A 22,426-nucleotide genomic window follows, 5' to 3' on the forward strand; every position below is an offset into this window, starting at 1 on the left:
CTTTAAATAATTGATCAAATTAATGCCATTTCAAAAGAGATGGCTTTTTTAGCTGAATGCTTCAGTATCTTTAAAATAATCTGATAAGTAAAGGATTTTACCTGATTCTGAAAACTGTATAAGTGTACAGATCTGGTTTCTGTAAGGATCTCTTCCTGAAAGGTTTCCCAAAGAATCAGTAAGGTAGAAATATTTATCATTTCCCAAATTGAAAATTTCAGAAACTTTCCATTCTATGTTTTCATACCGTCTGAAAATAGCTCTGAATAAAGCCAAAACACGGGTCTTTCCGGAAATTTCTTTCGCAGGAGGAATCCATATTACAGTTTCATCATTAAACCATTTTTCAAGTTCCTGAAGATTTAAGGAGTTTAAATCCTGCATAAAATGGCTTATCTTACAATTCATAGGCGGCAATTTACCATAATATACGTGAAAAATAGTAAATTGGATTTACCAAATTTTGGAGATAGAACTAGATTAAATTATCCAAATTAAAATTATTTCAATGGAAAATTTCAAAATACGGATCAACAGAGGTATAATATCTGAACAATTTCTAAAAAGAAGTATCTCAGATTTTCATGACGCCTGCCAATATATTTCAAAGCTGCCGTATAAAAGAAATTCAGATAAAAATAATATTCTGTGTGTATTTGATGATTTGGGCGGAACCTGCAGTACGAAACATGCGACGTTACGAAAACTTGCTCTGGAAAACGGTCATACTGATATAAAACTGATCCTTGGAATCTTTAAAATGGATACAGAATATACTTGGAAAATTAAAAATACTTTAGAAAAATTTAATCTGAATTACATTCCCGAGGCACACAATTATCTGAAAATCGATGATGAATATTTTGATTTTACCAAACCTGGATCAGATTATCTTCAGTTTAAATCTAAATTATTGATTGAAAGGGAAATAGAATTTGATGAAATTCTTGATGAGAAGATATCCTTTCATAAAGATTTTCTTAAAAAGTGGATTGCTGATCAAAATATCCATTGTAGCTTAGATGAAATCTGGAATATCAGAGAACAGTGCATCAAAGATTTACAGGGAAATGATGATAGCGAAATTCAAAATTCTTCGCCCGTCTGCTATCTGAACAGTCCCGAAATCCGTGATGAATACAAACAATAGATTCAATCGATTTAGAATTTATATTAAATTGATTATCTTTGCACCCACAATTTTAATCATCCTAAATGTCTCATATTCACAGAACTGCCGCATTTCACACCCTTGGCTGCAAATTAAATTTTGCAGAAACATCTACTATTGCCCGTCAATTAACAGATGCAGGTTACGACAAGGTTAGTTTTGATGACAGAGCAGATGTTTATGTAATCAATACCTGTTCGGTAACTGAAAATGCGGACCGTGAATGTAAACTTCACGTAAAACGCGCCATGAAAGCCAATCCCGAAGGTTTGGTGGTCATTGTCGGTTGTTATGCTCAGCTGAAACCTGAAGAGATTTCTCAGATTACCGGAGTTGATCTGGTGCTTGGAGCCAAAGAAAAATTTAACATCCTGAGCTATCTTGATGATTTGGAAAAGTCTGAAAGCGAAGGTGTTGTCCATTCATGTGAAATAGAAGAAACCGATTTTTTCATCGGGAGCTATTCAATTGGAGACAGAACCAGAGCTTTTCTGAAGGTTCAGGACGGTTGTGATTACAAATGTACATACTGCACCATTCCTTTAGCGAGAGGGATTTCCCGTTCAGACACCATCGAAAATGTTCTGCAAAATGCCAGGGAAATTGCAGCGAGAGATATCAAAGAAATTGTTTTAACCGGTGTCAACATTGGTGATTACGGAAAAGGCGAATTTGGAAACAAAAGACACGAGCATACTTTTTTAGATTTAATTAAAGAACTTGATGAGGTTAATGGTATTGAAAGAATCCGTATTTCATCGATTGAACCGAATCTTTTGAAGGATGAAAGCATCGAACTGGTTTCTAAAAGCAAAAGTTTTGTTCCCCATTTTCATATTCCTTTACAATCTGGTAGCGATGATTTGCTGAAAAAAATGAAACGCCGTTATCTTACGAAATTATATAATGACAGAGTCAATAAGATTCGTGATGTAATGCCTCATGCCGCAATTGGCGTAGACGTCATCGTAGGCTTTCCTGGAGAGACGGAAGAATTATTTATGGAAACCTATAATTTCCTCAATGAGCTTCCCATAAGTTATCTCCACGTTTTCACTTACTCAGAGAGAGAAAATACCGAAGCTGCCGAAATGGACGGCGCAGTTCCGATTCCTGAAAGAAAAAGACGCAACAAAATGCTGAGAATTCTTTCCGAGAAAAAGAAGATGTCATTCTACCAGAGTCAGCTTGGGCAAACACTTCCTGTACTTTGGGAACACGAAAATAAAGACGGAAAAATGTACGGCTTCACAGAAAATTATGTGAGGGTACAAAAAGATTTTGATGCTGCGTGTGTTAATCAGATTGAGTTTTTGAAACTTGACAACATCTTGTCAGATGGCACGGTTTCTGTCAGGTCATCTTTCGAAAGTTTTTTAGCAAAAGCATAGTCTGTTTGCTTTAATTCTACTAAATTTATTCTTTAACGATTTTAAAATCTACATTCTTATGAGAGATAAGTTTTTATCTTGGGGTTTGGTATTGGTGATTGTGACATGGATTGTCGCATTGCTCATCAAAGCCCATTATTGGATTCCGATATTTTTAACTGCAGTTTATGCACTTGGAGTTTACAATACTTACCAAACCAAACACGCTATTCTCCGAAACTTTCCTGTTTTAGGCTATTTCAGATACTTTTTTGAAGGAATTTCTCCTGAGATGCAGCAGTATTTTATTGAAAGAGAAACGGATGGCAAACCTTTTCCGAGAAATCAGCGGTCTGCAGTGTACAGACGTTCAAAAAATCTTAGTGATACAGTACCTTTCGGAACGCAGCTGGAAGTAAATCACAGAAAATATGAAGGAATAAAACATTCCATCTATGCCAAATCGCCGAAGGAAGAACTGCCGAGAGTTTTGGTGGGTGGTGAACAATGTACGCAGCCTTACAATGCCTCATTATTTAATATTTCAGCAATGAGTTTCGGTGCGTTGAGCGACAGAGCTCAGATTTCGTTAAACAGAGGAGCCAAAAAAGGAAACTTTTATCACAATACAGGAGAAGGAGGGATTTCTCCGCATCACATGGAAGGTGGAGATTTGTGCTGGCAGATCGGTACAGGATATTTCGGATGCAGGGATGACGAAGGAAATTTTAATCCAGATTTATTCACCAGATATGCCACACTTCCCAATGTGAAAATGATTGAAATTAAATTGTCCCAAGGCGCAAAGCCCGGCCACGGCGGTGTTTTACCTGGAGTGAAAAATACGCCTGAGATTGCTAAAATCCGTCACGTACAACCTGGTTTGACGATTGTTTCACCACCATCACATTCATCGTTTTCAGATGCCGCAGGTTTATTGCAGTTTGTACAGCATTTAAGAGAGCTTTCTGGTGGAAAACCCGTTGGTTTCAAGTTGTGCATTGGTGATACTAAAGAATTTGAAGACATCTGCGTTCAGATGAATGCACTTGAAATTTATCCTGATTTTATCACCGTCGATGGAGCAGAAGGAGGAACCGGTGCCGCACCTCCAGAGTTTTCTGATGGAGTAGGAATGCCCCTGGAACCGGCTTTGATTTTTGTAAACCGAACTCTTAAAAACTATGATTTACGGGATAAGCTGAGAATCATCGCCAGCGGAAAAGTGCTTACAAGCTTGGATATCCTTAGAGCCGTAGCCATGGGAGCTGATATGTGCAACAATGCAAGAGGATTTATGTTTTCGCTGGGCTGCATCCAGGCGTTGAGGTGTAATAACAACAACTGTCCGACGGGAGTTGCAACGCAGGACAAAATGTTAATCAAAGGTCTTGATGTCACAGACAAAGCCGAAAGGGTGTATCATTTCCATAAAAATACTTTACATACCTGTAACGAATTAATCGCTGCAGCTGGAAGAGAATCTTACGAACAGGTCGATGCCTCGATGTTTATGAGAGGCGATGAATTTGAGCATCTTTCAGATCATTATTTCCCTGATATTTTAGGTAATGTAAGAAAGTAAATGATATCATTTTAATTTTTTTATGCGCCTGTATCCGCCCTCCATTCCCGCTTTTTTGTGCCGATGCTTTTGCCTTCGCTTACAAAAAGAGCTCCATTCAGGTCGGGGCGTGCAGGATTCGGCTTTAGATTTAATCATAAAAAAAAGCTTCGTTTTTGGCGAAGCATTTTTTTTAAATATTTTTTTTAGTTTTAATCCTGAGTAGACATATTTCTCGGGGTAGATTTATACACCTGAAGATTAAAGATAAAAGTTGTATTTCTAAACGGTGAAGCATATAGAGTTCCAAAAGATGAATGTTCATCTCTAGCGTAAGCAGCTTTTGATGGAACAATAATCACTCCTTGAAGATTGTAATTTTCTGAATCTGACTGATCGAAAGCTTTAAACTTTCTGATGGCTTCCTGAAAACCTTCCATTTCATAATAACTGCTTGGTTTTCCGCTGATTGCTTTCGTTGAAGTTTTAGCATAATAGAAGATTGGATCAGAAATCGGACTTCCGGTTTCATCTAACGGAGAGAATCCGGAAAAATTTGAGCTTGTAATGAATGTTACATTTCCGTCTGTATTTCCTGCCAGATATGCTTTTGCTCTCATCATAATTCTCATCACATCAGTATTGCCAATTGTAGTTCCCGGGTTAGGCTGTCCCGTCGCTCTGATAATATAGATTGCTCCGGAAGGCGTTGTTTGCGGGTTCAAAGCACTCAGTTTCGTTTCATTATCATCTGCAGTGTCGGTACTGCTGAATGGTTTAATATTTCCTTTGGCATCAAGATAGTTATTATCCATAAACTTCTGAATAGCCTCATTGTCATAGTTATTCTGAACGTTAATGTCCTCGGGCTCTTTATAAGTTTCTACTTCATCGTCTTTTTTACATGCTGAAAAACAAAGTGATCCGGCGAGTACATACAAAAATATTTTCTTCATTTTAAAAACTTTACTTACTTTACAAATAATTATCGACAAAAGTATAAAAAAAAATATGAGAATAGATAAATTTTTGTGGAGTATTCGGTTTTATAAGACAAGAACAGTCTCTGCAGAGGAAATAAAAAAAAACAGAGTAACCATTGGAGGTACTGTGGTAAAGGCTTCGAGAGAAGTAAAAGAAGGTGATGTTATTCAGATCAGGAAAAATCAGATTGATTATAAAATTAAAGTTTTACAAATCCCTACAAGCAGAATGGGAGCCAAACTGGTTCCGTTACATATTAAAGACATCACAGATAAAGAACAGATTGAATTGCTCAAGCTTCGCCGTGAATCTCAAAACTATTACAGAGGTAAAGGGGAGGGCAGGCCTACAAAAAAAGACCGGCGAGATATTGATGATTATTCCGGGAACGACATCGATCCGGATTTTACAGATTGGGACGACTTCTTTGGTGAATCTGATGCAGACGAGAAAAATGAAGACTAATTATATTAAAACTTTACCTCACAGGTAAAGTTTTTCTTTTATTTCCAAAACAATGTCTTCAGGATTTTTGCCATCAGTACTGATCATAAATTGTGATTTCGAATAAAAAGCATTTCTTTCAAACAGATGCTTCGCAATAAACTCAGGTAAATCTTCTTCCGAAATTTTCGCCACCAGAGGTCTTTTTTCTTTTTGCTTGGAAAGTCTGGCGACAAGTGTACCGATATTTGCCTTCAGAAAAATGCTTTTAGAATTCAGATTTATAATTTCCATATTATTATAATAAGCCGGGGTTCCGCCACCAAGGCTTAATACAACGTTTTCTTCGGTTACAAGAATTTCTTCTAAAACTTCTCTTTCTGTCTTTCTAAAGAAAATTTCTCCCTTTTTTTCGAAGATTTCGGGTATTGTCATTTTTAAACGCTTAGAAATCTCTCTGTCGAGGTCTAAAAGTTTAAAATTTATTTCGTCGCTTAAGATTTTGGAAATGTGAGATTTGCCGCTCCCCATGTATCCGACCAGTGAAATTATCATGAAATTATTTTAAACAAATTTGCAAAAAAGTTTTGAGATAACGAAAAAAGCTATATCTTTGCACCACTAAAAACAAGGGACATTACTTAACGGTGAAACTTGATAATAAAGTGACCGACTCGGTAGCTCAGCTGGTAGAGCAATACACTTTTAATGTATGGGTCCTGGGTTCGAATCCCAGCCGGGTCACTAGCAAAAATGAATTACTTTTCTGTAATTTTTTTTGCCTGCGTGGTGAAATTGGTAGACACGCCATCTTGAGGGGGTGGTTTCCTAAGGATGTGCTGGTTCGAGTCCAGTCGCAGGCACAAGCAAAAAAATGTACGTTAACTTGTAAGTTTTATAAAATTAATTATATATTTACGACGTTAATATTACGTGACCGACTCGGTAGCTCAGCTGGTAGAGCAATACACTTTTAATGTATGGGTCCTGGGTTCGAATCCCAGCCGGGTCACGAGTTTACTGAAAAGTAAATTTTTTTCATATTAATATTTTGTGATTTGGTGTTTCAAAGGCTTCTTTCCAGAAGCCTTTGATTTTTATGCTACATTGGTAAATTATCAATTAATCTTACACCATCTACAATCACAACGATAAATGCTCTGTATTTTCTGTCATTATAAAAAAACTCTGCTTCTTTTAAGGTCTTTTCTTCAGCAATCAGAAAGTATTCAAGCTGCATATTTTGCTGGTCATCAAAAACATCTTTTACCTTATCTTTAATAACAGAATAAGAATCTTCCTTAAACCAGGTTTTTACTTTTGTAAGTGTTTCAAAAATTACCTTTGAGGCATCTCTTCTTGTCTCAGAAAGTCTTTGGTTTCTTGAGCTTAAAGCCAATCCGTTATCTGCTCTGTGGGTGGGAACGCCAATTATTTTTACCGGAAGATTCTGCATTTCAACCATTTTTTTGATGATCGCCAGTTGCTGGAAATCTTTTTCCCCAAAATATGCGTAATCTGGTTTTACCTGCTTAAATAGTTCTTCCACCACAGTTCCCACACCGTCAAAATGACCGGGACGCGATTTTCCTTCCATTTCATTTTCCAACCCGCCAAAATCATAGTTTTTACTTTTCGCCTGCTCAGGATAAATATCTGAAACTTCCGGGATATAAACAGCGTCTACCAAACCTGAGTTTTTTAATATATGGAGATCTCTGTCCACATCACGTGGATATTTTGCCAGATCATCCTGATTATTGAATTGGGTGGGATTTACAAATATTGATGAGATCACAAGATCGTTATCTTTACGTGCTTCTTTATATAATGAAAGGTGCCCGTCGTGCAAAGCTCCCATTGTGGGTGCGAAACCGATCCGCTTTCCCATTTCCCGTTGTCTTTCTATAAAATCCTGAAGAATTTTTCTGCTTTTTAAAACTTCCATATTACTTTAATAGTTTATTCAAAAATAATAAATAATGACGTAATCAGGATAATTTGTTTTAGAGATATGGGTTCTTTTATCGTAAAAAAATGTTAATTAAAATAATGTTGAATGTTTTTTCGTAATTTTGCACATTATAGCATTTTTAAATATAGAAAAGAATTTATGCCCAATCAGAAAATACTGTACATTACCACAGAGATGTACCCTTATCAGGAAGATACAAATTTAGCTTCGGTGGTAAACAAAATGGCGCTTAAAATGCACAATGAAGGCAATGATGTAAGAGTTTTTATGCCGAGATTTGGACAGATAAGTGAAAGGAAATTTCAACTGCATGAGGTGATCCGCCTTTCCGGGATGAATATTATTATCAATGATCTGGATCAGCCTCTTATCATCAAGGTAGCTTCTCTGCCGGGCGAAAGGCTACAGGTTTATTTTATAGATAACGAAGAATACTTCAAAAGAAAACAAACTTACTTCGAGGATGACGGAACTCCTTTTGAGGATAATGATGAGCGTGCCATCTTCTTTGCAAGAGGTGTAATCGAAACAATCAAGAAGCTCAACTGGGTGCCGGATGTTATTCATTTGAATGGATGGATGGCTTCATTTGTTCCTGTTTATCTTAAAACTTATTACGGTTCCGATACTTATTTTAAAGATGCTAAAATTGTACTTTCTGTGTACAATGAAAAAAATGCAGCTTTAAGTTCTACTATTTCTGAAAAACTTAAGTTTGATAATATTTCAGATTTAAAATCGTTAGAAAATCCAAGTTTTGAAAGTTTTGTTATCGAAAGCATGGGTTATGTAGACAGCATCGTGAAAGGTGACGAATTTTTAAATGAAAATCTGGATAAAGCTTTCAACGAAAGTTCCACTGCAAAGTCGGAATATCTTGATGTAGATTCAATCAAAACTTTATATTAAAATAATTTTAATGATCAATAATATTAAAAGAGCATTTGCCGTATTGTCTCTGATGATCTTCGGAAGTGCTGTGCTTTATAATTGTGAACCAGAAATCGACAGTCTTGGTGAACAGCTTTTCTTAAACGACGGTACAAACGGAAACGAAGTTTCTTACGACCTGATTGCATACAATATAGATAATAAAGATATGGTGAGAGCGGATTACAGTACTTTAGGCAGTGCAGTAATCGGTGCTTTTAATGAGCCTCAGTTTGGGCGTCAGGAAGCATCATATTTTACACAGATCAGAATGTCTGCTTATGATCCTGATTTCGGTACGAATGCAGTTGTGGATTCAGTGGTTATGGTTTTAAAACCTGTCATTCCACAAATCTCCGATTCAATTGTAACAACTACAAATGAAAGTTATGTATATCCCGACGGAAATGTTGACGCTAAACTTGAACTGAAAACTATACCTGTAACTAAGTATGGCAGAACTAAAACTGCCGGAAATATTACACCGCTTACTTTAAAAGTACAGGAAGTAACTGAGTTTATGGGAAGTTACACAGACAGTATCTTTTCAAACAAAGATTTTGAGGCTGGTGTCGTGCTTGGTTCAAAAGTGTTTAATGGACTTGCAAAGTCTGTAACAATCACAAAAGATTCAGACAACAGTATATTATTTCCTTCTACTACTAATGATATCAGAATTTCTTTGGATAAAACTTTCTTCCAAAATAAAATTATCGCTAAAAAAGGACAACCTGAACTTAAAGATATGTCTGCATTCATTAGATATTTCAGAGGGATAAAAGTTTCTATCCAGGAAAATGACGGTTATTTGTTTTCTGTAAATCCAAATGATGCCGGAACGCAGGTTATCATGTACTATAAATATGATAAAACGGAAAATGGTACAACAACGCCAACGAGAACAAGCTATAATTTCAATTTGGGTGCAGGAAATGCACATTCATCCTATGTAAAGTATCAAAGAGCAGCTCCTTTTATTGCTAATGTTTTGGGAAATCAAACTGTCGGAGATGCTAAACTATTTACACAGGGAATGGGTGGTCCTTCAATAGGTGTAAAATTTAAACCGCAAGTGATACAGGATTTGAGAGAAAAATTTAAAAATAAGAAAACAGCAATTATTACAGCGAAAATCAGATTATACACCGATTCGCTGAGTTGGAATAATTCTTTGCTAAAACCAAGTCAGCTTGCTATCGTGCAAAGATATAAAAGTACTAAAGGAGAGATAGTATCCAGTTTTACAAGTGACCTCACAACTTTTACCGGAGCTCCTGATTTTGCTTATGTTAAAGCTTTTAATTTAGATAAAAACCCTGCGTACTATGACTTTACGGTAACGAAATCTTTAAAGGATATTGTTGAAGATATAGATCAGAAAGATTTTTCAGATAAGTTTTTCAAAATAGATCTTGCGCAATTTTTACCGGGATCAGATGGTGTTCCTTTTGCTGGCTATAAATTAACCACACGGCCATTTGCTAGAGAACGGATGGTTTTTGTCGGCTCAGATCCACTTAACAAGAGAAAAATACAACTAAAGTTAGTTTACGGATCTAAATAATTTTAATAAACAAAACACAAAATATATTTTATGTGCGGAATTGTAGGATACACAGGTTTCCAGGATGCTTACGAAATTGTAATCAACGGTCTTAGAAGACTCGAATATAGAGGATACGACAGTGCAGGAATTGTACTTGAAAAATCCGATCACAGCCTTGAGGTACAAAAAACAAAAGGTAAAGTTGATGATTTGGAAGGAATTGCAAGTCAGTTGAAAGGAACTGCGACAGTTGGAATGGGACATACAAGATGGGCTACACACGGTGTCCCAAGTGACAGAAACTCGCATCCCCATTTGTCAAACAACGGTAAAATTGCAATTATTCATAACGGTATTATTGAGAATTATGATACCATTAAAATAATGCTTACTGATAAAGGATTTACTTTTCAGTCTGAAACAGATACAGAAATATTGGTAAACCTAATCCAGTATTTTATGGATCTTAACGCTGAAACAGATTTTCCCACAGCAGTGAGATTTGCATTAAATGAAGTTTACGGTGCGTATGCAATTACAGTAATGCATGAAGATTATCCTGGAGTTCTTGTAGTGGGAAGATTAGGTTCACCATTGGCTATTGGAATAGGAGATAAAGAATATTTCATTGCTTCAGATGCTTCTCCTTTTGTGGAATTTACGAAAGAAGCCATTTATCTTGAAGAAGGTCACATGGCAATTATCTCTCTTGAAAAAGGTGTAGACATCAGAACAATCGTCGAGAATTCTAAAATTCAGCCTGAAATTCAGGAACTGAAGCTGAGCTTGGAGCAGATTGAGAAAGGTGGCTATGAGCATTTTATGCTGAAAGAAATTTTCGAGCAGCCAAAATCAATTCACGATACGATGAGAGGTCGACTTCTTGTAGATGAAGGAATCATCAAGATGGCTGGAATCTGGGATCATATCGAGAAATTTAAAAACGCAAACAGAATCATCATCATCGCTTGTGGAACTTCTTGGCACGCAGGTCTGATTGGTGAATATTTAATTGAAGAATTCGCAAGAATCCCAGTTGAAGTAGAATACGCATCAGAATTCAGATACAGAAACCCAATTATTACAGATAAAGACGTTGTAATTGCTATTTCCCAATCTGGAGAAACTGCAGATACGATGGCAGCCTTGAAATTAGCTAAAGAAAGAGGTGCATTTATATATGGTATTTGTAACGTGGTAGATTCTTCTATCGCAAGAATTACAGATGCAGGATCTTATACACACGCAGGTCCGGAGATCGGTGTGGCTTCTACGAAAGCATTTACAGCTCAGCTTACTATTTTAAGTATGATCGCTTTAAAGCTCGGAAAACATAATGGTAATTTAGGGAATGCAGAATTCATGAATCTTATTGCAGAACTGGATGCTATTCCTAAAAAAGTAGAAGAGGTTCTTACTGCAACTCATGAATTAACTCAGGAAATCGCTAAAGACTTCATCAATGCGACAAACTTCCTTTACTTGGGAAGAGGTTACAATTATCCTGCAGCATTGGAAGGAGCTTTAAAACTTAAAGAAATTTCTTACATCCACGCTGAAGGCTATCCAGCAGCAGAAATGAAGCATGGTCCTATTGCTTTAATTGATGAAAATATGCCTATCGTTATTATTGCTCCTAAAAAAGGTCATTACGATAAAATTGTAAGCAACGTTCAGGAAATTAAAGCAAGAAAAGGTAAAGTAGTTGCTGTTGTTAATAAAGGAGATACTCAGGTAAGTGCTATGGCAGATTACGTGATTGAAATCCCTGAAACATCAGAATGTTTTTCTCCGATAGTTGCATCAGTTCCTTTACAATTGCTTGCTTATTATATTGCGGTTTATAGAGGGGCGAACGTAGATCAGCCAAGAAATTTGGCAAAATCAGTTACTGTTGAGTAAAAAAAAGACTAGGAAATAAAATAACTTTAGTTTTTTTTCGTTATTCTAAAAAAAATCTTAAAAGTTTCTTAAAAAAATTATATATTTACGGCTTAATTATAAAAATTAACATGAAAAGGATATTTCTTTTATTAGTGTCTGCGTCGGTAGCATCGGTATCTTGTTCAGGTGGTGGATCTTCTTCTGTTGGGAAGCCAGGAACAAAAGGAGAATTGATACCTAGAGAAAAAACATCGTCATTTGTAGCGGAAAGACCATACGGTATGGTAGCTATTCCCGGAGGTTCATTTATTGCTGGTATGTCTGATAAGGATTTAACAGACAATCCTGAGAAAGCACCTCTGAAAACAGTTACAGTATCTTCATTCTTCATGGATGAAGCTGAAACTACAAATGCTGAATACAGAGTATTCATTAATTATGTAAGAGATTCTATCGCTAGAACGATGCTTGCTGAAGCTGCCGGTGAAGGTGGTGACGGTGGTGGCAGAGGCCAGAGCATCGGAGACTATGCTTATCTTGCTAAAAAAGAAGAAAACCTTACTCCGTATCAGGAATATCTTGACGGTGCTGGTGGAAGAGATGACGGTTTTGATGGTACTAAAAGATTAGACTGGAAAATTCCTTTGCATTGGAGCACTTCCAAATATCCTGATGTAGAATATGCTGAAGTTCTTGAGTCTATGTATTTACCGGCTTCTTCAAGAGTAGGTAGCGAGAGACTTTTGGATGTTAGTAAATTAAAATATACATACAGATGGGGAGATATGGATGCTGCTGTAGCTGAAGATCAAAGAGGTGCAAACTTCCTGAGAAGCGAAAGCATCGCAATCTATCCGGATACAACTGTATGGAAGAAAGATTTCCACTTTACTTATAATGAGCCTTTGTTTGAGCAGTATTTCTGGCACAAAGCTTACAAAGATTATCCTGTAGTAGGAGTTACATGGGATCAGGCTAGAGCTTACTGTAATTTCAGATCTAAATTGAAATTTGATTACAACGAAAGCTTAAAAAGAAGAAAACAGGCACCAATCAGATTCAGACTTCCAAACGAGTTTGAGTGGGAATATGCAGCTAGAGGAGGTATGCAAAATGCAACTTATCCTTGGGGTGGTCCTTATTTAATGGATGATAGAGGATGTTACTTGGCAAACTTCAAGCCAAAAAGAGGTAACTACATGGAAGATGATGTGAAAGGTACTTACACATATACAGCTCCTGTAAAGAAATTCAAAAAGAACGGTTTCGGTTTATTTGATATGGCTGGTAACGTTTCTGAATGGACAGATTCTCCTTACAACAATTCATCTTACACATTCTCTTCTACATTAAATCCTTCTACTAAAGACAGAACTGAAGTGAAAAAATCTGTAAGAGGTGGTTCTTGGAAAGACGTAGGCTACATGTTGATGAACGGTGCAAGAGACTGGGAAAGAAAAGATTCTGCAAGAAGCTACATCGGTTTCAGAACTGTTCAGGATATTCCGGAAGCTGCAGTAAAAGCTAAAAGAGTAAACAGATAATATTACCATTTATTTTATATCATTTTATTAACAACTCATTTTAAAAAAAACTAACGTATATGTTTAAGACTAAAGATGCGTGGATGAATTTCTTCTATTCATTCGGTGCGGCAATTGTAATTCTTGGAGCTTGGCTGAAAATTACTCACATTACTCTGGGACCTATTAATGGTAATATCGCACTTACTGTGGGATTGGTTACTGAAGCGATTATCTTCATTATCTTCGCTTTCGATCCACCAGCAGCAGAAGAATCTTACCACTGGGAAAATGTTTATCCTGAATTGTTGGACAAACATGCAAACCCAAATCCTTTACACTCAAATGTTTCTTCTAAAAATACAGTAGATCATTTTGCAGAATTAGAAAATTCTTTATCTGGTAAATTAGACAAGATGCTTCAGGATGCAAAATTAGATGTTCAGTTATTTGACAGATTAAGAACAGGAATCGATAAATTCTCAAGCTCTGTAGATCAAATCAACCAAACTGTTGACGTTTCTGCTTCTACTCACAAATACAACGACCAGTTAAACAAAGCTGCTACACACATGGAAAGCATGAATGCTCTTTATGCAATGCAGTTAGAAAACGGTCACAGACAATCTGAATTTGCTAAAAAGTATGTTGATGATATGCAGAAATCAGCAGAGCAGTCTGAGAAGTTTAACCAAGAATTACTAGGTTTAACAACCAACCTAAACAGCTTAAACAGAGTTTATGGTGGTATGTTAACTGCTATGAAGTCATAATCCTTAACCATTAATTTAATCAAAAACTAAAGAAAAGATAATGGCAAAAGGAAAACAGACTCCACGTCAGAAGATGATCAACCTAATGTATTTGGTGTTCATCGCAATGATGGCCCTAAACATTGATGTTGAAATCATCAGATCATACTATGATTCTACACGAGCTCTTAACGAAACAAGAAGCTTAACAGAAGATAAAAACGAAAAGATTTTTGAAAAGACACTTGAAGCAAAAGCAATGCAGGTACCGGATACTTATGCAGAACCTTTAAAGCAATACCGTGTTCTTAAAACAAAAATCGACGACTTAGTTCAGTTTGCTGAAACTGTAAAGGTGGATTTAAAGAAGAAATCTGAATTTTTCGATAAAGATCCTAAAACCGGAAAGGATATGGATGTAAGCGAAAACTTCTCTGCACTGAACAACAATGAGGCCACTACAGAATTTTTCTTCAAGGAAGGTGATGAGAACTCTACATCTAAAGGTGCGGCAGATCTTAAAGCTAAAATGGATGACGTAAGAAATTACATCAATACAACTTTCGGAAAAAATCCTCAATTGGTAGACGTAGTAAACAGAGCAAACAAATCTATTATTACAGATTATCCTCAGGGTAAATCTCCAAATGGAAAAACATGGTTCCAGAATAAATTCTATCACCAGCCGCTTATTGCAGCGATCTCGAATTTAGAAATTATTCAGAATGATGCAAGAAACGTACAGTCAGATGCATTGGCAATGATGCTTTCTGAGAAAGTGGATGCAAGCATCAAGTTTAATCAGTACGAAGCTATTGTTTCTGCACCTACAGACATCGTTGCCGGTGGTAAAGCTGAAGCTGTAGTAATGTTGGGATCTTATTCTAACAGTGATAAAATCAGAATCTCAGGTGTTAGCAGACAGGAAAATGGTAAAGGTTATTTACCGTTGAACACTGGAGGTATTGGTAAGAGAGAATTTTCAGGTGTAATTTCATTAACTGATTCTGAAGGTAAAGTAACTACGCACCCTTTCAACCATACATATAATGTAATCGCAGGTCCTCAGGAAGTAAAACTTGAAAAAGGATTATTACTATCTGCTGATAAGATGAATGTAATGTACAGAGGTTTAGAAAACCCTGTATCTGGTTCGATCTTAGGTGCTGATAATTCCAAACTTTCATTATCTGCTCCTGGAGCACTTGTCAGAAATACTGGTGCTGGTAAATGGATTGTAAAACCTCAGGCAGGAAATACCGTTAAATTAACATTGTCCGGAACGAATCCGAGTGGTCAGAGTGTTTCTCAGGTATTTGAATACAGAATCAAAAATGTACCGCCACCACAAGGGCAAATGAGAGGACAGAATGTATTAACAATGCCAGCTAGTTCAATTCAGAATCAAACAGTACAAGCAGCGATTCCTGACTTTGACTTCCCTGTTACATTTACTGTCAATGAATTTATGGTTAGAATTCCGGGTAGAGCAGCAATGTTGATTAAGGGTAACTCACTTGGTGATGCTGCAGGTTTATTGAAAAATGTTAGATCAGGAGATATTGTATCTATCATTGAGATTAAAGCAACCGCCCAAGGTCTTGAAGGACCTGTGAAGAGAATTAGTCCAATCATTATTAATGTTCCATAAGAAAAATAGCAATTATTATGAAAAAATATATTAGCAGTCTATTAGTATTAGCCTCTGGGTTTGCTTTTTCTCAGACTATTTTAAATGCTTCATCACCTGACGAATTCAGACAGATGAGAGCAGATAACATGAGAAAAGTAAGAGATACTGTAATCAGCAATAAAGTTGCACCATTGGAATATGGCTTCGTTGATGAGAAGGATATTCTTAAAAGTATGATGGTTTGGGAAATTATTGATCTTAATGATAAAATTAATCAACCATTCTATTACGATAATCCAGATGGGTTACTATCTAAAAATACAAGATCTTTATATCAGATTTTATTAAATGGAGCGATGAATAGTGAAATTGACGAAGTTTATGACGACGAAAATTTCAGTACTAAATTAACTCCTGAACAAATCAAAGCGAGATTACAAAAGGTGGTAATGAGCGACGTAATTGTTGATATTATCGCTTCAGGACGTAAGCCTACTGAGCAGGAAATTAAAGAGAACACTGACGTTTTCGAAACTACTACCGAAAATGTAAAAATGCTTAAAATAATGGGTATGTGGTTCATCGATAGAAGAGATGGACAAATGAAATACAGACCATTAGGTATTGCAGCAATGGGACCAGATCCAGCAGTGCAAGGTGTATATGATGCTGAAGGTAAGCCAATCGCAGGTAAAGATGAATTGATTGATTTATTTTGGATTTACTATCCAAAAGCTCGTGATATCTTAGCAAACAATTATGTTTACAATAAGAAAAACTCTTCAGCAGATATTTCTTTTGATGATATCATTAATTCAAGAAGATTTTCCTCTATCATTTACAAATCATCTACAGGAACAGGAAATGGAACTATTGAAGAATATATTCCTCAAAATGCAGAAGAGCAGTTAGCTGAAAGCCAAAGAATCAAAGAACAGATTCTTCAAATGGAAAATGATATGTGGAATTATTAAGAATCCACTTGATATTTATAAAAAACCTGAGTACTTTTACTCAGGTTTTTTTATTATGGAAAATGTAGATTACATCATCGTCGGCGACGGATACGCGGCGCTTTTTTTTGCTCACCATCTGATTAGGGAGGGGAAATCTTTCAAGTTGTTCTCAGAAAGTCGCAAGGGAGCTTCTCAGGTTTCTGCCGGAATTATTAATCCTGTTGTTCTCAAAAAATTTACAACATTCTGGAAAGCTCAGGAAAAGATCGATTATTTAAAAATTGTATTGTCTGAAATCGAAAGCTATACCAGTAAAAATTATTTAATAGAACAGCCTATTCATCGTATTTTTCATGATGAAAATGAAAAAAACTTGTGGTTAAAAAAGTCAGCTTCTGAAGAATTAATGAATTTTTTGAATACTGAATTTTCTCAATTTGAAGATGTGCGAAATCCTTTCGGAACAGGCAGTGTCAGTCAGTCGGCACGTTTAGACGTTTCTTCTTTTTTTACCGATATGTTTGATTATTTAGATTCAAAGAAATATTTAGTTAAAGAGAAATTTGATTACAGTCAAATCAATATTACTGAAAATACTTACAAGGAATTTGAATTTAAAAATATACTTTTCTGTGAAGGAATGGGAGTTACAGAAAACCCTTTTTTCAATGATATTCCCGTAATCCCAAATAAGGGTCATCACATCAAAGTTCGGCTTCAGAATGATCTTAAAAACAATGTAACTATAAAGAAAAAACATTTTCTGTTTCCCTTAAACAATAACTTATATTTCTACGGTGGAACGTATGACCGTGATCAGCTGCACTCCAAAATTGATGATTCGGCTGTAGAGCAACTTGTCAGTGGCTTGGCTGAAATTTATCCTTTTGATTTTGAAGTGAAAGATATCAGCTTTGGTTTCAGACCAACCGTCAAAGACAGAAGACCAATTGTCGGCAGACATGAGAGCCACAGGGATTTCTATGTTTTCAATGGCTTAGGTGCACGCGGAATACTCAACGGTTGCTTCTTCTCAAAATACCTTTATGACTTTATTGAGAATGATGTAGCGCTGCCCGAAGAAATTTCTCTGGGAAGATTTCTACTTTAAAATTTTGAATGACCAGTTACTGCAATTGTGTTGTAGCCTGAGCTGCACTTTTCTTTGAGGTAAAAAGAACCATATTATAATTCTTTTTCAGAAAGGTAACTTCTGCTTTGTTCTCGGTAAACTGATATTCGTTGTCAGAAGTGGAGTACGTGTTGCTCTCAAAGTCTTTGTCAAGCACATAGACATTCCCGTTGTATTTTACGGTTCTAGAATCTTTCTCTTTGTGAGTTCCTACAGAAAGTTTTTCTCCAAGCGGATCTGTATAATCGTGAAAAACGATTTCGTCATGTGATTCAGTCTCCTGTTTCGGAATCTGGATATCAGGATCCTTTGATGGCGCGGTACAGCTGTATAAGAAGACAGCCGTCATAATGATAAATAGTTTTGTTGACATATTGTGTTTATTTAGTAGATTTAGTGTGATGCAAAAATACAACAATTTATGTTTATAAATGTTAAATTTTATTAAAATAACAAATTTTTTACAATATAACTAAATTATTATGCGAATGTGATATTCTGATCTGGTGTATAGAAACAAAAAAACCGCCTGTTAACAGACGGTTTCAGCAGAGAGGAAGGGATTCGAACCCTCGATACAGTTACCCGCATACTACCTTTCCAGGGTAGCTCCTTCAACCACTCGGACACCTCTCTAGTTTGAAGATTGCAAAAGTACAGTAATTTATTGAATATACAAAAGCTTAATCTTCGGTTTCACTGATTTCTCCACAAATATTTTTTGAAAAATTTTCTGCAAAGCTTCCACGGTAATTTGGATTACCAATTAGATGCATTGATTTAGTTATTGCAGCTTCTGCAGTCATGTCTTTTCCACTGATAGCACCGATTTTTGCAAAGACATTGCTGTTCTCATATTTTCCAAAAGAAATTCCACCGGATATGCATTGGCTTACCACCACAATTTCGGTTCCGTTGCTTCTGATCTGCTGTAGTGTTTCTAATGTTTTTTCACTGCTGAAAATGGTTCCTGAGCCAAACACCTGAAGAATTAATACTTTCATTTTAGGAATCTCTTTAAAATGATTCAGTCTCATTCCCGGAAAAATTCTCCAGAACAGAACATCTTCAGATACATACTCATCCACATGAAATTCTGTTCCCGCGCCGCAACGGAAAAGATTGTCTTTTTCAATCTTTAGATGAACCCCGGATTGTCCCAAAATTGGATAGTTCGGACTTGCATAGGCGTCAAAATACTCAGCAGAATATTTCAATGTACGGTTTCCCCTTAAAAGTTTATATTCAAAATAAATCGCAACCTCCTGAATAACGGCTTCATGCTGTTCATATAAACTTGCGTAGTAAAGGCTCGTTAGCAGATTTTCTTTGGCATCGGTCCGCAAATCTCCAATGGGAAGCTGTGACCCTGTTAAAATCACAGGTTTCGTTAATCCTTTTAGCATAAAACTTAATGCCGAAGCTGTGTAAGACATGGTGTCAGTCCCATGAAGAATTAAAAAACCATCGTACTTTCTGTAATTTTCAGAAATCAAATTGGCAATCAGTTTCCATTCCTCAGGTCCCATATCTGAAGAGTCGAGTGGTTGCGCGAAAGGATGCACGAAAACTTCACATTCCATAAGCTTCATTTCGGGCATTTTTTCAAAAATATTTCCAAAATCAAAGGCACGGAGACTTCCGGTTTCATAATCCTTTTCCATTCCGATTGTTCCGCCGGTGTAGATCAAAAGTACTTTTCTTTTCATAGATTCAAAAATACGTTTTTTTAAGATATTATTTTTGTTTTGGGCGCCTGTATCCGTCTTCCGTTCCCGCTTTTTTGCTCGTCGTACCTCCTCACAAAAAGAGCTCCACTCAAGCCGGGGCGCAGATTTTTTTGTTAATCAAAGGTGTTTTCTCTAATTAAACGCATTTCATTTCCCAACATATTCCACACTTCTATGTCTCGTTTTGCCTCAAAAAAATTATTATTTTTGCCGGATGAAAGACCAGCAGATTTACGATTACCTCAAAAATTTCCTCACAGAAGAAAGACTCTCCAAAATCGAACATTTCGCACCGGAAAGTTCAGATTTTATCCTTCCGGTGATTGAAGATATTTATCAGTTCAGAAACGCTGCAGCAATCGTTCGTTCTGTTGAAGCTTGTGGTTTTCATAAAGTGGTCGCATTACAGGAAGACAATAATTTCGAACCGAATCTGAGAGTTACCAAAGGCGCAGATACTTGGGTGGAAGTAGAAAGACTACCAAGAAACATGGAGTCTTTTCAAAATATCAAAGACCGCGGCTACAAAATGGTCGCCGTTTCGTTAGAAAAGAACGCGAAATTTCTCCCAGAATACGAAATCACCGAGCCTATAGCTTTGGTATTCGGAACCGAAATGCAGGGCGTTACTGAAGAAATTCTTGATTTTGCAGACGAAACTTTAGCCATTCCAATGTATGGTTTTACAAGAAGTTTTAATGTGTCGGTTGCAGCTTCGATCTGTATGTACGAACTGAAACAGAAACTCAAAAAATCGAATATAGATTATAAATTAAACGATGAAAAACTGCTGCAGATGAAAATCCGCTGGGCTGTAAATTCCATTAAGAGTGGACAGCAGATTTTAGCGAAATATTTACGTGAAAATTTCTAATTTTAGAGAATGAAACTTTTATTCTTATTGTGTTTTTCTACTTTTTGTTTTTCCCAGACAAATAGTTTTAAGTTTTCAGGTCCTTCTGAAGCCAATGCAGTTTTAGTAGGTTATCAGGCATCATTCGATCCTAAAAAAAACGAAGATGATCATGATATTTTGAAAACGGTACACATTGTAGAAGTCAGTTATTCAAAAATTTACGATAGGGGAGGAAGGCATCCTGCATTTATCAATTATTATGTGGGTAATGATTTTATACTCAATTTCAAACAATTTATTATAGGTCCAAAATTCGGAATTAATTTCAGTGCAAGCGCGCTAAGTTTTGGCTCTGAAATGAGTTTTTATACTGATTTTGAAAAATTTTCGCCTAGATTGAGTCCATTTGTAGGTTTGGGAGTAAATGGATTCAAATTATTTATCAGCTTTCCAATAAAATTTTCTAAAACTGAATTTATACCTGTAAATACTTTGAATCTTGGAGTAACTTTGCCTGTTTTTAGTACAGATAAAAAGAAGTCTCAAACAACCACGGAAAATTAGTTTAATATTAAAAATAATTTTAGAGAATGAAATTTTCCGTTGCCGTCATTGTTTTTCTGTCTGTTTTTTCCTGTCAAAAAAATGAAAAACCGAAACTTGATCCACCTACAATGGTACAGGATTCTCCGGTAATTGCAAAAGATAAAATAGTTAAACTGTCTGACCAGGAAATTTTGAAAATTCAGGAAAAAGAAGAGAAAGAAAGATCTCAAATTGTCAGAAAATATACAGTTTCAAAAAAAGGAAATGGTTTTGAATACAAAGTTTTCTGCGAAGAACAGAAAAGTGGACTGATCAATTTTCCAAAAATAGAAGTCTTAAAGAGTGGGAAATTATTTCAAAAGTTAGAGACTGATAAAGATTCTACATTGGTTTTGCATGATTATGAAGTGAGTTTTTCCTGTGATGAAGACTGGAATTTTGACGGTCACAAAGATTTTACACTGATCAAGTGGGTAGGGATGGTTGACCAATCGTATTACTTATGGCTTTTCGATGAAAAATCAGGCAAATACATATTTTCACCGTCATTCAGTAAAATAATAAATCCTGTTGCAAATCTAAAGAGTAAAGAAATTACGTCCAGTTACCACGCTGGTCCTACGACTTTTTACTATTCAACATATCAGTTCAAAAAAGGAAAGTTTGTAAGAACACACTTTGAAGTTGAGGGTGAAGAAGACTAAAACATCTTATTATAATTCCAGGCAGCGACAAAGACACCCGCTGTTTCCGTTCTCAGACGTTGATTTCCGAGAGAAACTGCTCCAATTCCCTTCTCAGCCAAAAATAAAATTTCCTTATCCGAAAAATCGCCTTCAGGACCAATCAGAAAAGTATAGTTTTCCAATTTTGGAATTTCATTTAAATTAATTCTCTCCAGATTTTCGTTGCAATGTGCGACAAAAGTGTTTTCAGAATCAATATTTTTCAGAAAATCAGGTAATTTTATTAAATCATTAATAACAGGAAAATGAAATCTTAAACTTTGCTTTGAAGCGGCAATTGCCTGTTTTCTGATTTTATCAATGTTGAGATTTTTGCGCTCCGTTTTTTCAGTCTGCAGAATGGTAATTTCAGAAATTCCCATTTCAACTGCTTTTTCAACGAAAAATTCTATCCGGTCGATATTTTTTGTCGGCGCAATCGCAATATGAAGTTTCGGACTGAAATCAGGAGTTTCCATTTTAATTTCATCAACTTCAATTCCTGCCTTTTTACCTTCAATGACCAGTATGCCGGATGCCAAATTTCCCTTTCCATCGGTCACGTGAATTTCTTCACCGGTTCTCATGCGGAGAACTTTCACAATATGCTGTTGCTCTTCGTCGTTGATGATTGCCTTTCCGTCGTTGATTTCGCCAAAAAAAAGTTTCATAAATGAAATAATTTATAATCTGCTTAAATTATAT

At 36.0% G+C, this 22,426-nt stretch carries 22 protein-coding genes and 4 tRNA genes; 18 read left to right on the forward strand and 8 right to left on the reverse strand.

All coding sequences use genetic code 11. The features are described 5' to 3' along the window. Positions 1-48: 48 nt before the first annotated feature. A complete protein-coding gene (locus tag IC610_RS08410; protein ID WP_191736359.1) occupies positions 49-408 on the reverse strand; it encodes a nuclear transport factor 2 family protein in 360 nt (119 codons plus the stop codon). A 100-nt stretch (positions 409-508) separates the two neighbouring features. On the opposite strand from IC610_RS08410, the gene IC610_RS08415 reads away from it, so the two are divergent. The 3 genes from IC610_RS08415 to IC610_RS08425 all read left to right on the forward strand — a co-directional run bounded on the left by IC610_RS08415 (position 509) and on the right by IC610_RS08425 (position 4,126). After that, positions 509-1,150 (forward strand): hypothetical protein, encoded by a 642-nt coding sequence (locus tag IC610_RS08415; protein WP_228462889.1) that lies wholly within the window; start codon positions 509-511, stop codon positions 1,148-1,150. 65 nt (positions 1,151-1,215) lie between these two features. Further along, on the forward strand, positions 1,216-2,562 hold the full coding sequence (gene mtaB, locus IC610_RS08420) for a tRNA (N(6)-L-threonylcarbamoyladenosine(37)-C(2))-methylthiotransferase MtaB (protein WP_191736361.1): 1,347 nt from the start codon (positions 1,216-1,218) through the stop codon (positions 2,560-2,562). Between the two features lie 58 nt (positions 2,563-2,620). Beyond that, entirely contained in the window at positions 2,621-4,126 is a 1,506-nt protein-coding gene (locus tag IC610_RS08425; RefSeq protein WP_191736363.1) for an FMN-binding glutamate synthase family protein, read from the forward strand. Positions 4,127-4,317: 191 nt separating this feature from the next. Here IC610_RS08425 and IC610_RS08430 read toward each other — a convergent pair whose 3' ends face one another. Further along, positions 4,318-5,061, reverse strand: coding sequence for a hypothetical protein (locus tag IC610_RS08430; RefSeq protein ID WP_191736365.1), 744 nt, complete (start codon positions 5,059-5,061; stop codon positions 4,318-4,320). Between the two features lie 55 nt (positions 5,062-5,116). Between IC610_RS08430 and IC610_RS08435 the strand changes: the two genes are divergently transcribed. Then, positions 5,117-5,554, forward strand: coding sequence for an RNA-binding S4 domain-containing protein (locus tag IC610_RS08435; RefSeq protein ID WP_191736367.1), 438 nt, complete (start codon positions 5,117-5,119; stop codon positions 5,552-5,554). 18 nt (positions 5,555-5,572) lie between these two features. On the opposite strand, the gene IC610_RS08440 is transcribed toward IC610_RS08435, so the two are convergent. Then, positions 5,573-6,088, reverse strand: a complete 516-nt coding sequence (locus tag IC610_RS08440) for a shikimate kinase (RefSeq protein ID WP_191736369.1) — start codon at positions 6,086-6,088, stop codon at positions 5,573-5,575. A 116-nt stretch (positions 6,089-6,204) separates the two neighbouring features. Between IC610_RS08440 and IC610_RS08445 the strand changes: the two genes are divergently transcribed. From IC610_RS08445 to IC610_RS08455, 3 genes are all read left to right on the forward strand, one after another. After that, positions 6,205-6,277: transfer RNA gene (locus IC610_RS08445), tRNA-Lys, on the forward strand. Between the two features lie 36 nt (positions 6,278-6,313). After that, positions 6,314-6,396: transfer RNA gene (locus IC610_RS08450), tRNA-Leu, on the forward strand. 76 nt (positions 6,397-6,472) lie between these two features. Further along, positions 6,473-6,545, forward strand: a tRNA-Lys gene (locus tag IC610_RS08455). Positions 6,546-6,635: 90 nt separating this feature from the next. Here the strand turns inward: IC610_RS08455 and panC are convergent. Continuing rightward, a complete protein-coding gene (panC, locus tag IC610_RS08460) occupies positions 6,636-7,481 on the reverse strand; it encodes a pantoate--beta-alanine ligase (RefSeq protein WP_191736371.1) in 846 nt (281 codons plus the stop codon). Positions 7,482-7,646: 165 nt separating this feature from the next. Here panC and IC610_RS08465 point away from each other — a divergent pair, with 165 nt between their 5' ends. The 8 genes from IC610_RS08465 to IC610_RS08500 all read left to right on the forward strand — a co-directional run bounded on the left by IC610_RS08465 (position 7,647) and on the right by IC610_RS08500 (position 17,843). Next, positions 7,647-8,417, forward strand: a complete 771-nt coding sequence (locus IC610_RS08465; protein ID WP_191736373.1) for a glycogen/starch synthase — start codon at positions 7,647-7,649, stop codon at positions 8,415-8,417. Positions 8,418-8,427: 10 nt separating this feature from the next. After that, a complete protein-coding gene (locus IC610_RS08470; RefSeq protein WP_191736375.1) occupies positions 8,428-10,002 on the forward strand; it encodes a DUF4270 family protein in 1,575 nt (524 codons plus the stop codon). A 30-nt stretch (positions 10,003-10,032) separates the two neighbouring features. Continuing rightward, the gene (gene glmS, locus IC610_RS08475; RefSeq protein ID WP_191736376.1) at positions 10,033-11,886 is read left to right on the forward strand and encodes a glutamine--fructose-6-phosphate transaminase (isomerizing); all 1,854 of its coding nucleotides are present in this window, start codon (positions 10,033-10,035) and stop codon (positions 11,884-11,886) included. Positions 11,887-11,996: 110 nt separating this feature from the next. Continuing rightward, complete coding sequence (porK, locus tag IC610_RS08480) at positions 11,997-13,412, forward strand: T9SS ring complex lipoprotein PorK/GldK (protein WP_191736378.1); 1,416 nt, start codon at positions 11,997-11,999, stop codon at positions 13,410-13,412. Positions 13,413-13,471: 59 nt separating this feature from the next. Then, complete coding sequence (gene porL, locus IC610_RS08485) at positions 13,472-14,164, forward strand: type IX secretion system motor protein PorL/GldL (protein WP_191736380.1); 693 nt, start codon at positions 13,472-13,474, stop codon at positions 14,162-14,164. 40 nt (positions 14,165-14,204) lie between these two features. Continuing rightward, positions 14,205-15,794, forward strand: coding sequence for a type IX secretion system motor protein PorM/GldM (gene porM / locus IC610_RS08490; protein WP_191736382.1), 1,590 nt, complete (start codon positions 14,205-14,207; stop codon positions 15,792-15,794). Positions 15,795-15,811: 17 nt separating this feature from the next. Continuing rightward, positions 15,812-16,750, forward strand: coding sequence for a type IX secretion system ring subunit PorN/GldN (porN, locus tag IC610_RS08495; RefSeq protein ID WP_191736384.1), 939 nt, complete (start codon positions 15,812-15,814; stop codon positions 16,748-16,750). 55 nt (positions 16,751-16,805) lie between these two features. Further along, positions 16,806-17,843: an NAD(P)/FAD-dependent oxidoreductase gene (locus IC610_RS08500; protein WP_191736386.1), complete on the forward strand. Its 1,038-nt coding sequence runs from the start codon at positions 16,806-16,808 to the stop codon at positions 17,841-17,843. A 16-nt stretch (positions 17,844-17,859) separates the two neighbouring features. Here the strand turns inward: IC610_RS08500 and IC610_RS08505 are convergent, their stop codons facing one another. The 3 genes from IC610_RS08505 to IC610_RS08515 all read right to left on the reverse strand — a co-directional run bounded on the left by IC610_RS08505 (position 17,860) and on the right by IC610_RS08515 (position 19,573). Then, on the reverse strand, positions 17,860-18,237 hold the full coding sequence (locus IC610_RS08505; RefSeq protein WP_191736388.1) for a hypothetical protein: 378 nt from the start codon (positions 18,235-18,237) through the stop codon (positions 17,860-17,862). A gap of 176 nt (positions 18,238-18,413) precedes the next feature. Continuing rightward, positions 18,414-18,500 (reverse strand) — tRNA-Ser (locus tag IC610_RS08510). Between the two features lie 47 nt (positions 18,501-18,547). After that, a complete protein-coding gene (locus IC610_RS08515; RefSeq protein WP_191736390.1) occupies positions 18,548-19,573 on the reverse strand; it encodes an asparaginase in 1,026 nt (341 codons plus the stop codon). Positions 19,574-19,808: 235 nt separating this feature from the next. Here IC610_RS08515 and IC610_RS08520 point away from each other — a divergent pair, with 235 nt between their 5' ends. The 3 genes from IC610_RS08520 to IC610_RS08530 are packed head-to-tail and all read left to right on the forward strand — an operon-like array spanning position 19,809 to position 21,700. Next, positions 19,809-20,468: a TrmH family RNA methyltransferase gene (locus IC610_RS08520; protein ID WP_191736392.1), complete on the forward strand. Its 660-nt coding sequence runs from the start codon at positions 19,809-19,811 to the stop codon at positions 20,466-20,468. Positions 20,469-20,477: 9 nt separating this feature from the next. Then, positions 20,478-21,014 (forward strand): hypothetical protein, encoded by a 537-nt coding sequence (locus tag IC610_RS08525; protein WP_191736394.1) that lies wholly within the window; start codon positions 20,478-20,480, stop codon positions 21,012-21,014. 26 nt (positions 21,015-21,040) lie between these two features. Further along, positions 21,041-21,700, forward strand: coding sequence for an XAC2610-related protein (locus IC610_RS08530; protein ID WP_191736395.1), 660 nt, complete (start codon positions 21,041-21,043; stop codon positions 21,698-21,700). Here the strand turns inward: IC610_RS08530 and IC610_RS08535 are convergent. Beyond that, on the reverse strand, positions 21,697-22,392 hold the full coding sequence (locus IC610_RS08535) for an RsmE family RNA methyltransferase (protein ID WP_191736398.1): 696 nt from the start codon (positions 22,390-22,392) through the stop codon (positions 21,697-21,699). The two genes, IC610_RS08530 and IC610_RS08535, sit on opposite strands and share 4 nt — an antisense overlap. Between the last annotated feature and the right edge of the window lie 34 nt (positions 22,393-22,426).

The sequence above is a fragment of the Chryseobacterium caseinilyticum genome (assembly GCF_014837145.1).
Lineage (GTDB): Bacteria > Bacteroidota > Bacteroidia > Flavobacteriales > Weeksellaceae > Chryseobacterium > Chryseobacterium caseinilyticum.

Coding starts and splice junctions, on each gene's coding strand:
- porL (WP_191736380.1), top strand. CDS start 13,472: ATGTTTAAGACTAAAGATGCGTGGATGAATTTCTTCTATTCATTCGGT.
- IC610_RS08520 (WP_191736392.1), top strand. CDS start 19,809: ATGAAAGACCAGCAGATTTACGATTACCTCAAAAATTTCCTCACAGAA.
- IC610_RS08530 (WP_191736395.1), top strand. CDS start 21,041: ATGAAATTTTCCGTTGCCGTCATTGTTTTTCTGTCTGTTTTTTCCTGT.
- IC610_RS08415 (WP_228462889.1), top strand. CDS start 509: ATGGAAAATTTCAAAATACGGATCAACAGAGGTATAATATCTGAACAA.
- IC610_RS08500 (WP_191736386.1), top strand. CDS start 16,806: ATGGAAAATGTAGATTACATCATCGTCGGCGACGGATACGCGGCGCTT.
- IC610_RS08535 (WP_191736398.1), bottom strand. CDS start 22,392: ATGAAACTTTTTTTTGGCGAAATCAACGACGGAAAGGCAATCATCAAC.
- IC610_RS08430 (WP_191736365.1), bottom strand. CDS start 5,061: ATGAAGAAAATATTTTTGTATGTACTCGCCGGATCACTTTGTTTTTCA.
- IC610_RS08515 (WP_191736390.1), bottom strand. CDS start 19,573: ATGAAAAGAAAAGTACTTTTGATCTACACCGGCGGAACAATCGGAATG.
- IC610_RS08440 (WP_191736369.1), bottom strand. CDS start 6,088: ATGATAATTTCACTGGTCGGATACATGGGGAGCGGCAAATCTCACATT.
- IC610_RS08525 (WP_191736394.1), top strand. CDS start 20,478: ATGAAACTTTTATTCTTATTGTGTTTTTCTACTTTTTGTTTTTCCCAG.
- IC610_RS08425 (WP_191736363.1), top strand. CDS start 2,621: ATGAGAGATAAGTTTTTATCTTGGGGTTTGGTATTGGTGATTGTGACA.
- IC610_RS08410 (WP_191736359.1), bottom strand. CDS start 408: ATGAATTGTAAGATAAGCCATTTTATGCAGGATTTAAACTCCTTAAAT.
- IC610_RS08435 (WP_191736367.1), top strand. CDS start 5,117: ATGAGAATAGATAAATTTTTGTGGAGTATTCGGTTTTATAAGACAAGA.
- IC610_RS08465 (WP_191736373.1), top strand. CDS start 7,647: ATGCCCAATCAGAAAATACTGTACATTACCACAGAGATGTACCCTTAT.
- IC610_RS08470 (WP_191736375.1), top strand. CDS start 8,428: ATGATCAATAATATTAAAAGAGCATTTGCCGTATTGTCTCTGATGATC.
- IC610_RS08505 (WP_191736388.1), bottom strand. CDS start 18,237: ATGTCAACAAAACTATTTATCATTATGACGGCTGTCTTCTTATACAGC.
- porK (WP_191736378.1), top strand. CDS start 11,997: ATGAAAAGGATATTTCTTTTATTAGTGTCTGCGTCGGTAGCATCGGTA.
- mtaB (WP_191736361.1), top strand. CDS start 1,216: ATGTCTCATATTCACAGAACTGCCGCATTTCACACCCTTGGCTGCAAA.
- glmS (WP_191736376.1), top strand. CDS start 10,033: ATGTGCGGAATTGTAGGATACACAGGTTTCCAGGATGCTTACGAAATT.
- porN (WP_191736384.1), top strand. CDS start 15,812: ATGAAAAAATATATTAGCAGTCTATTAGTATTAGCCTCTGGGTTTGCT.
- porM (WP_191736382.1), top strand. CDS start 14,205: ATGGCAAAAGGAAAACAGACTCCACGTCAGAAGATGATCAACCTAATG.
- panC (WP_191736371.1), bottom strand. CDS start 7,481: ATGGAAGTTTTAAAAAGCAGAAAAATTCTTCAGGATTTTATAGAAAGA.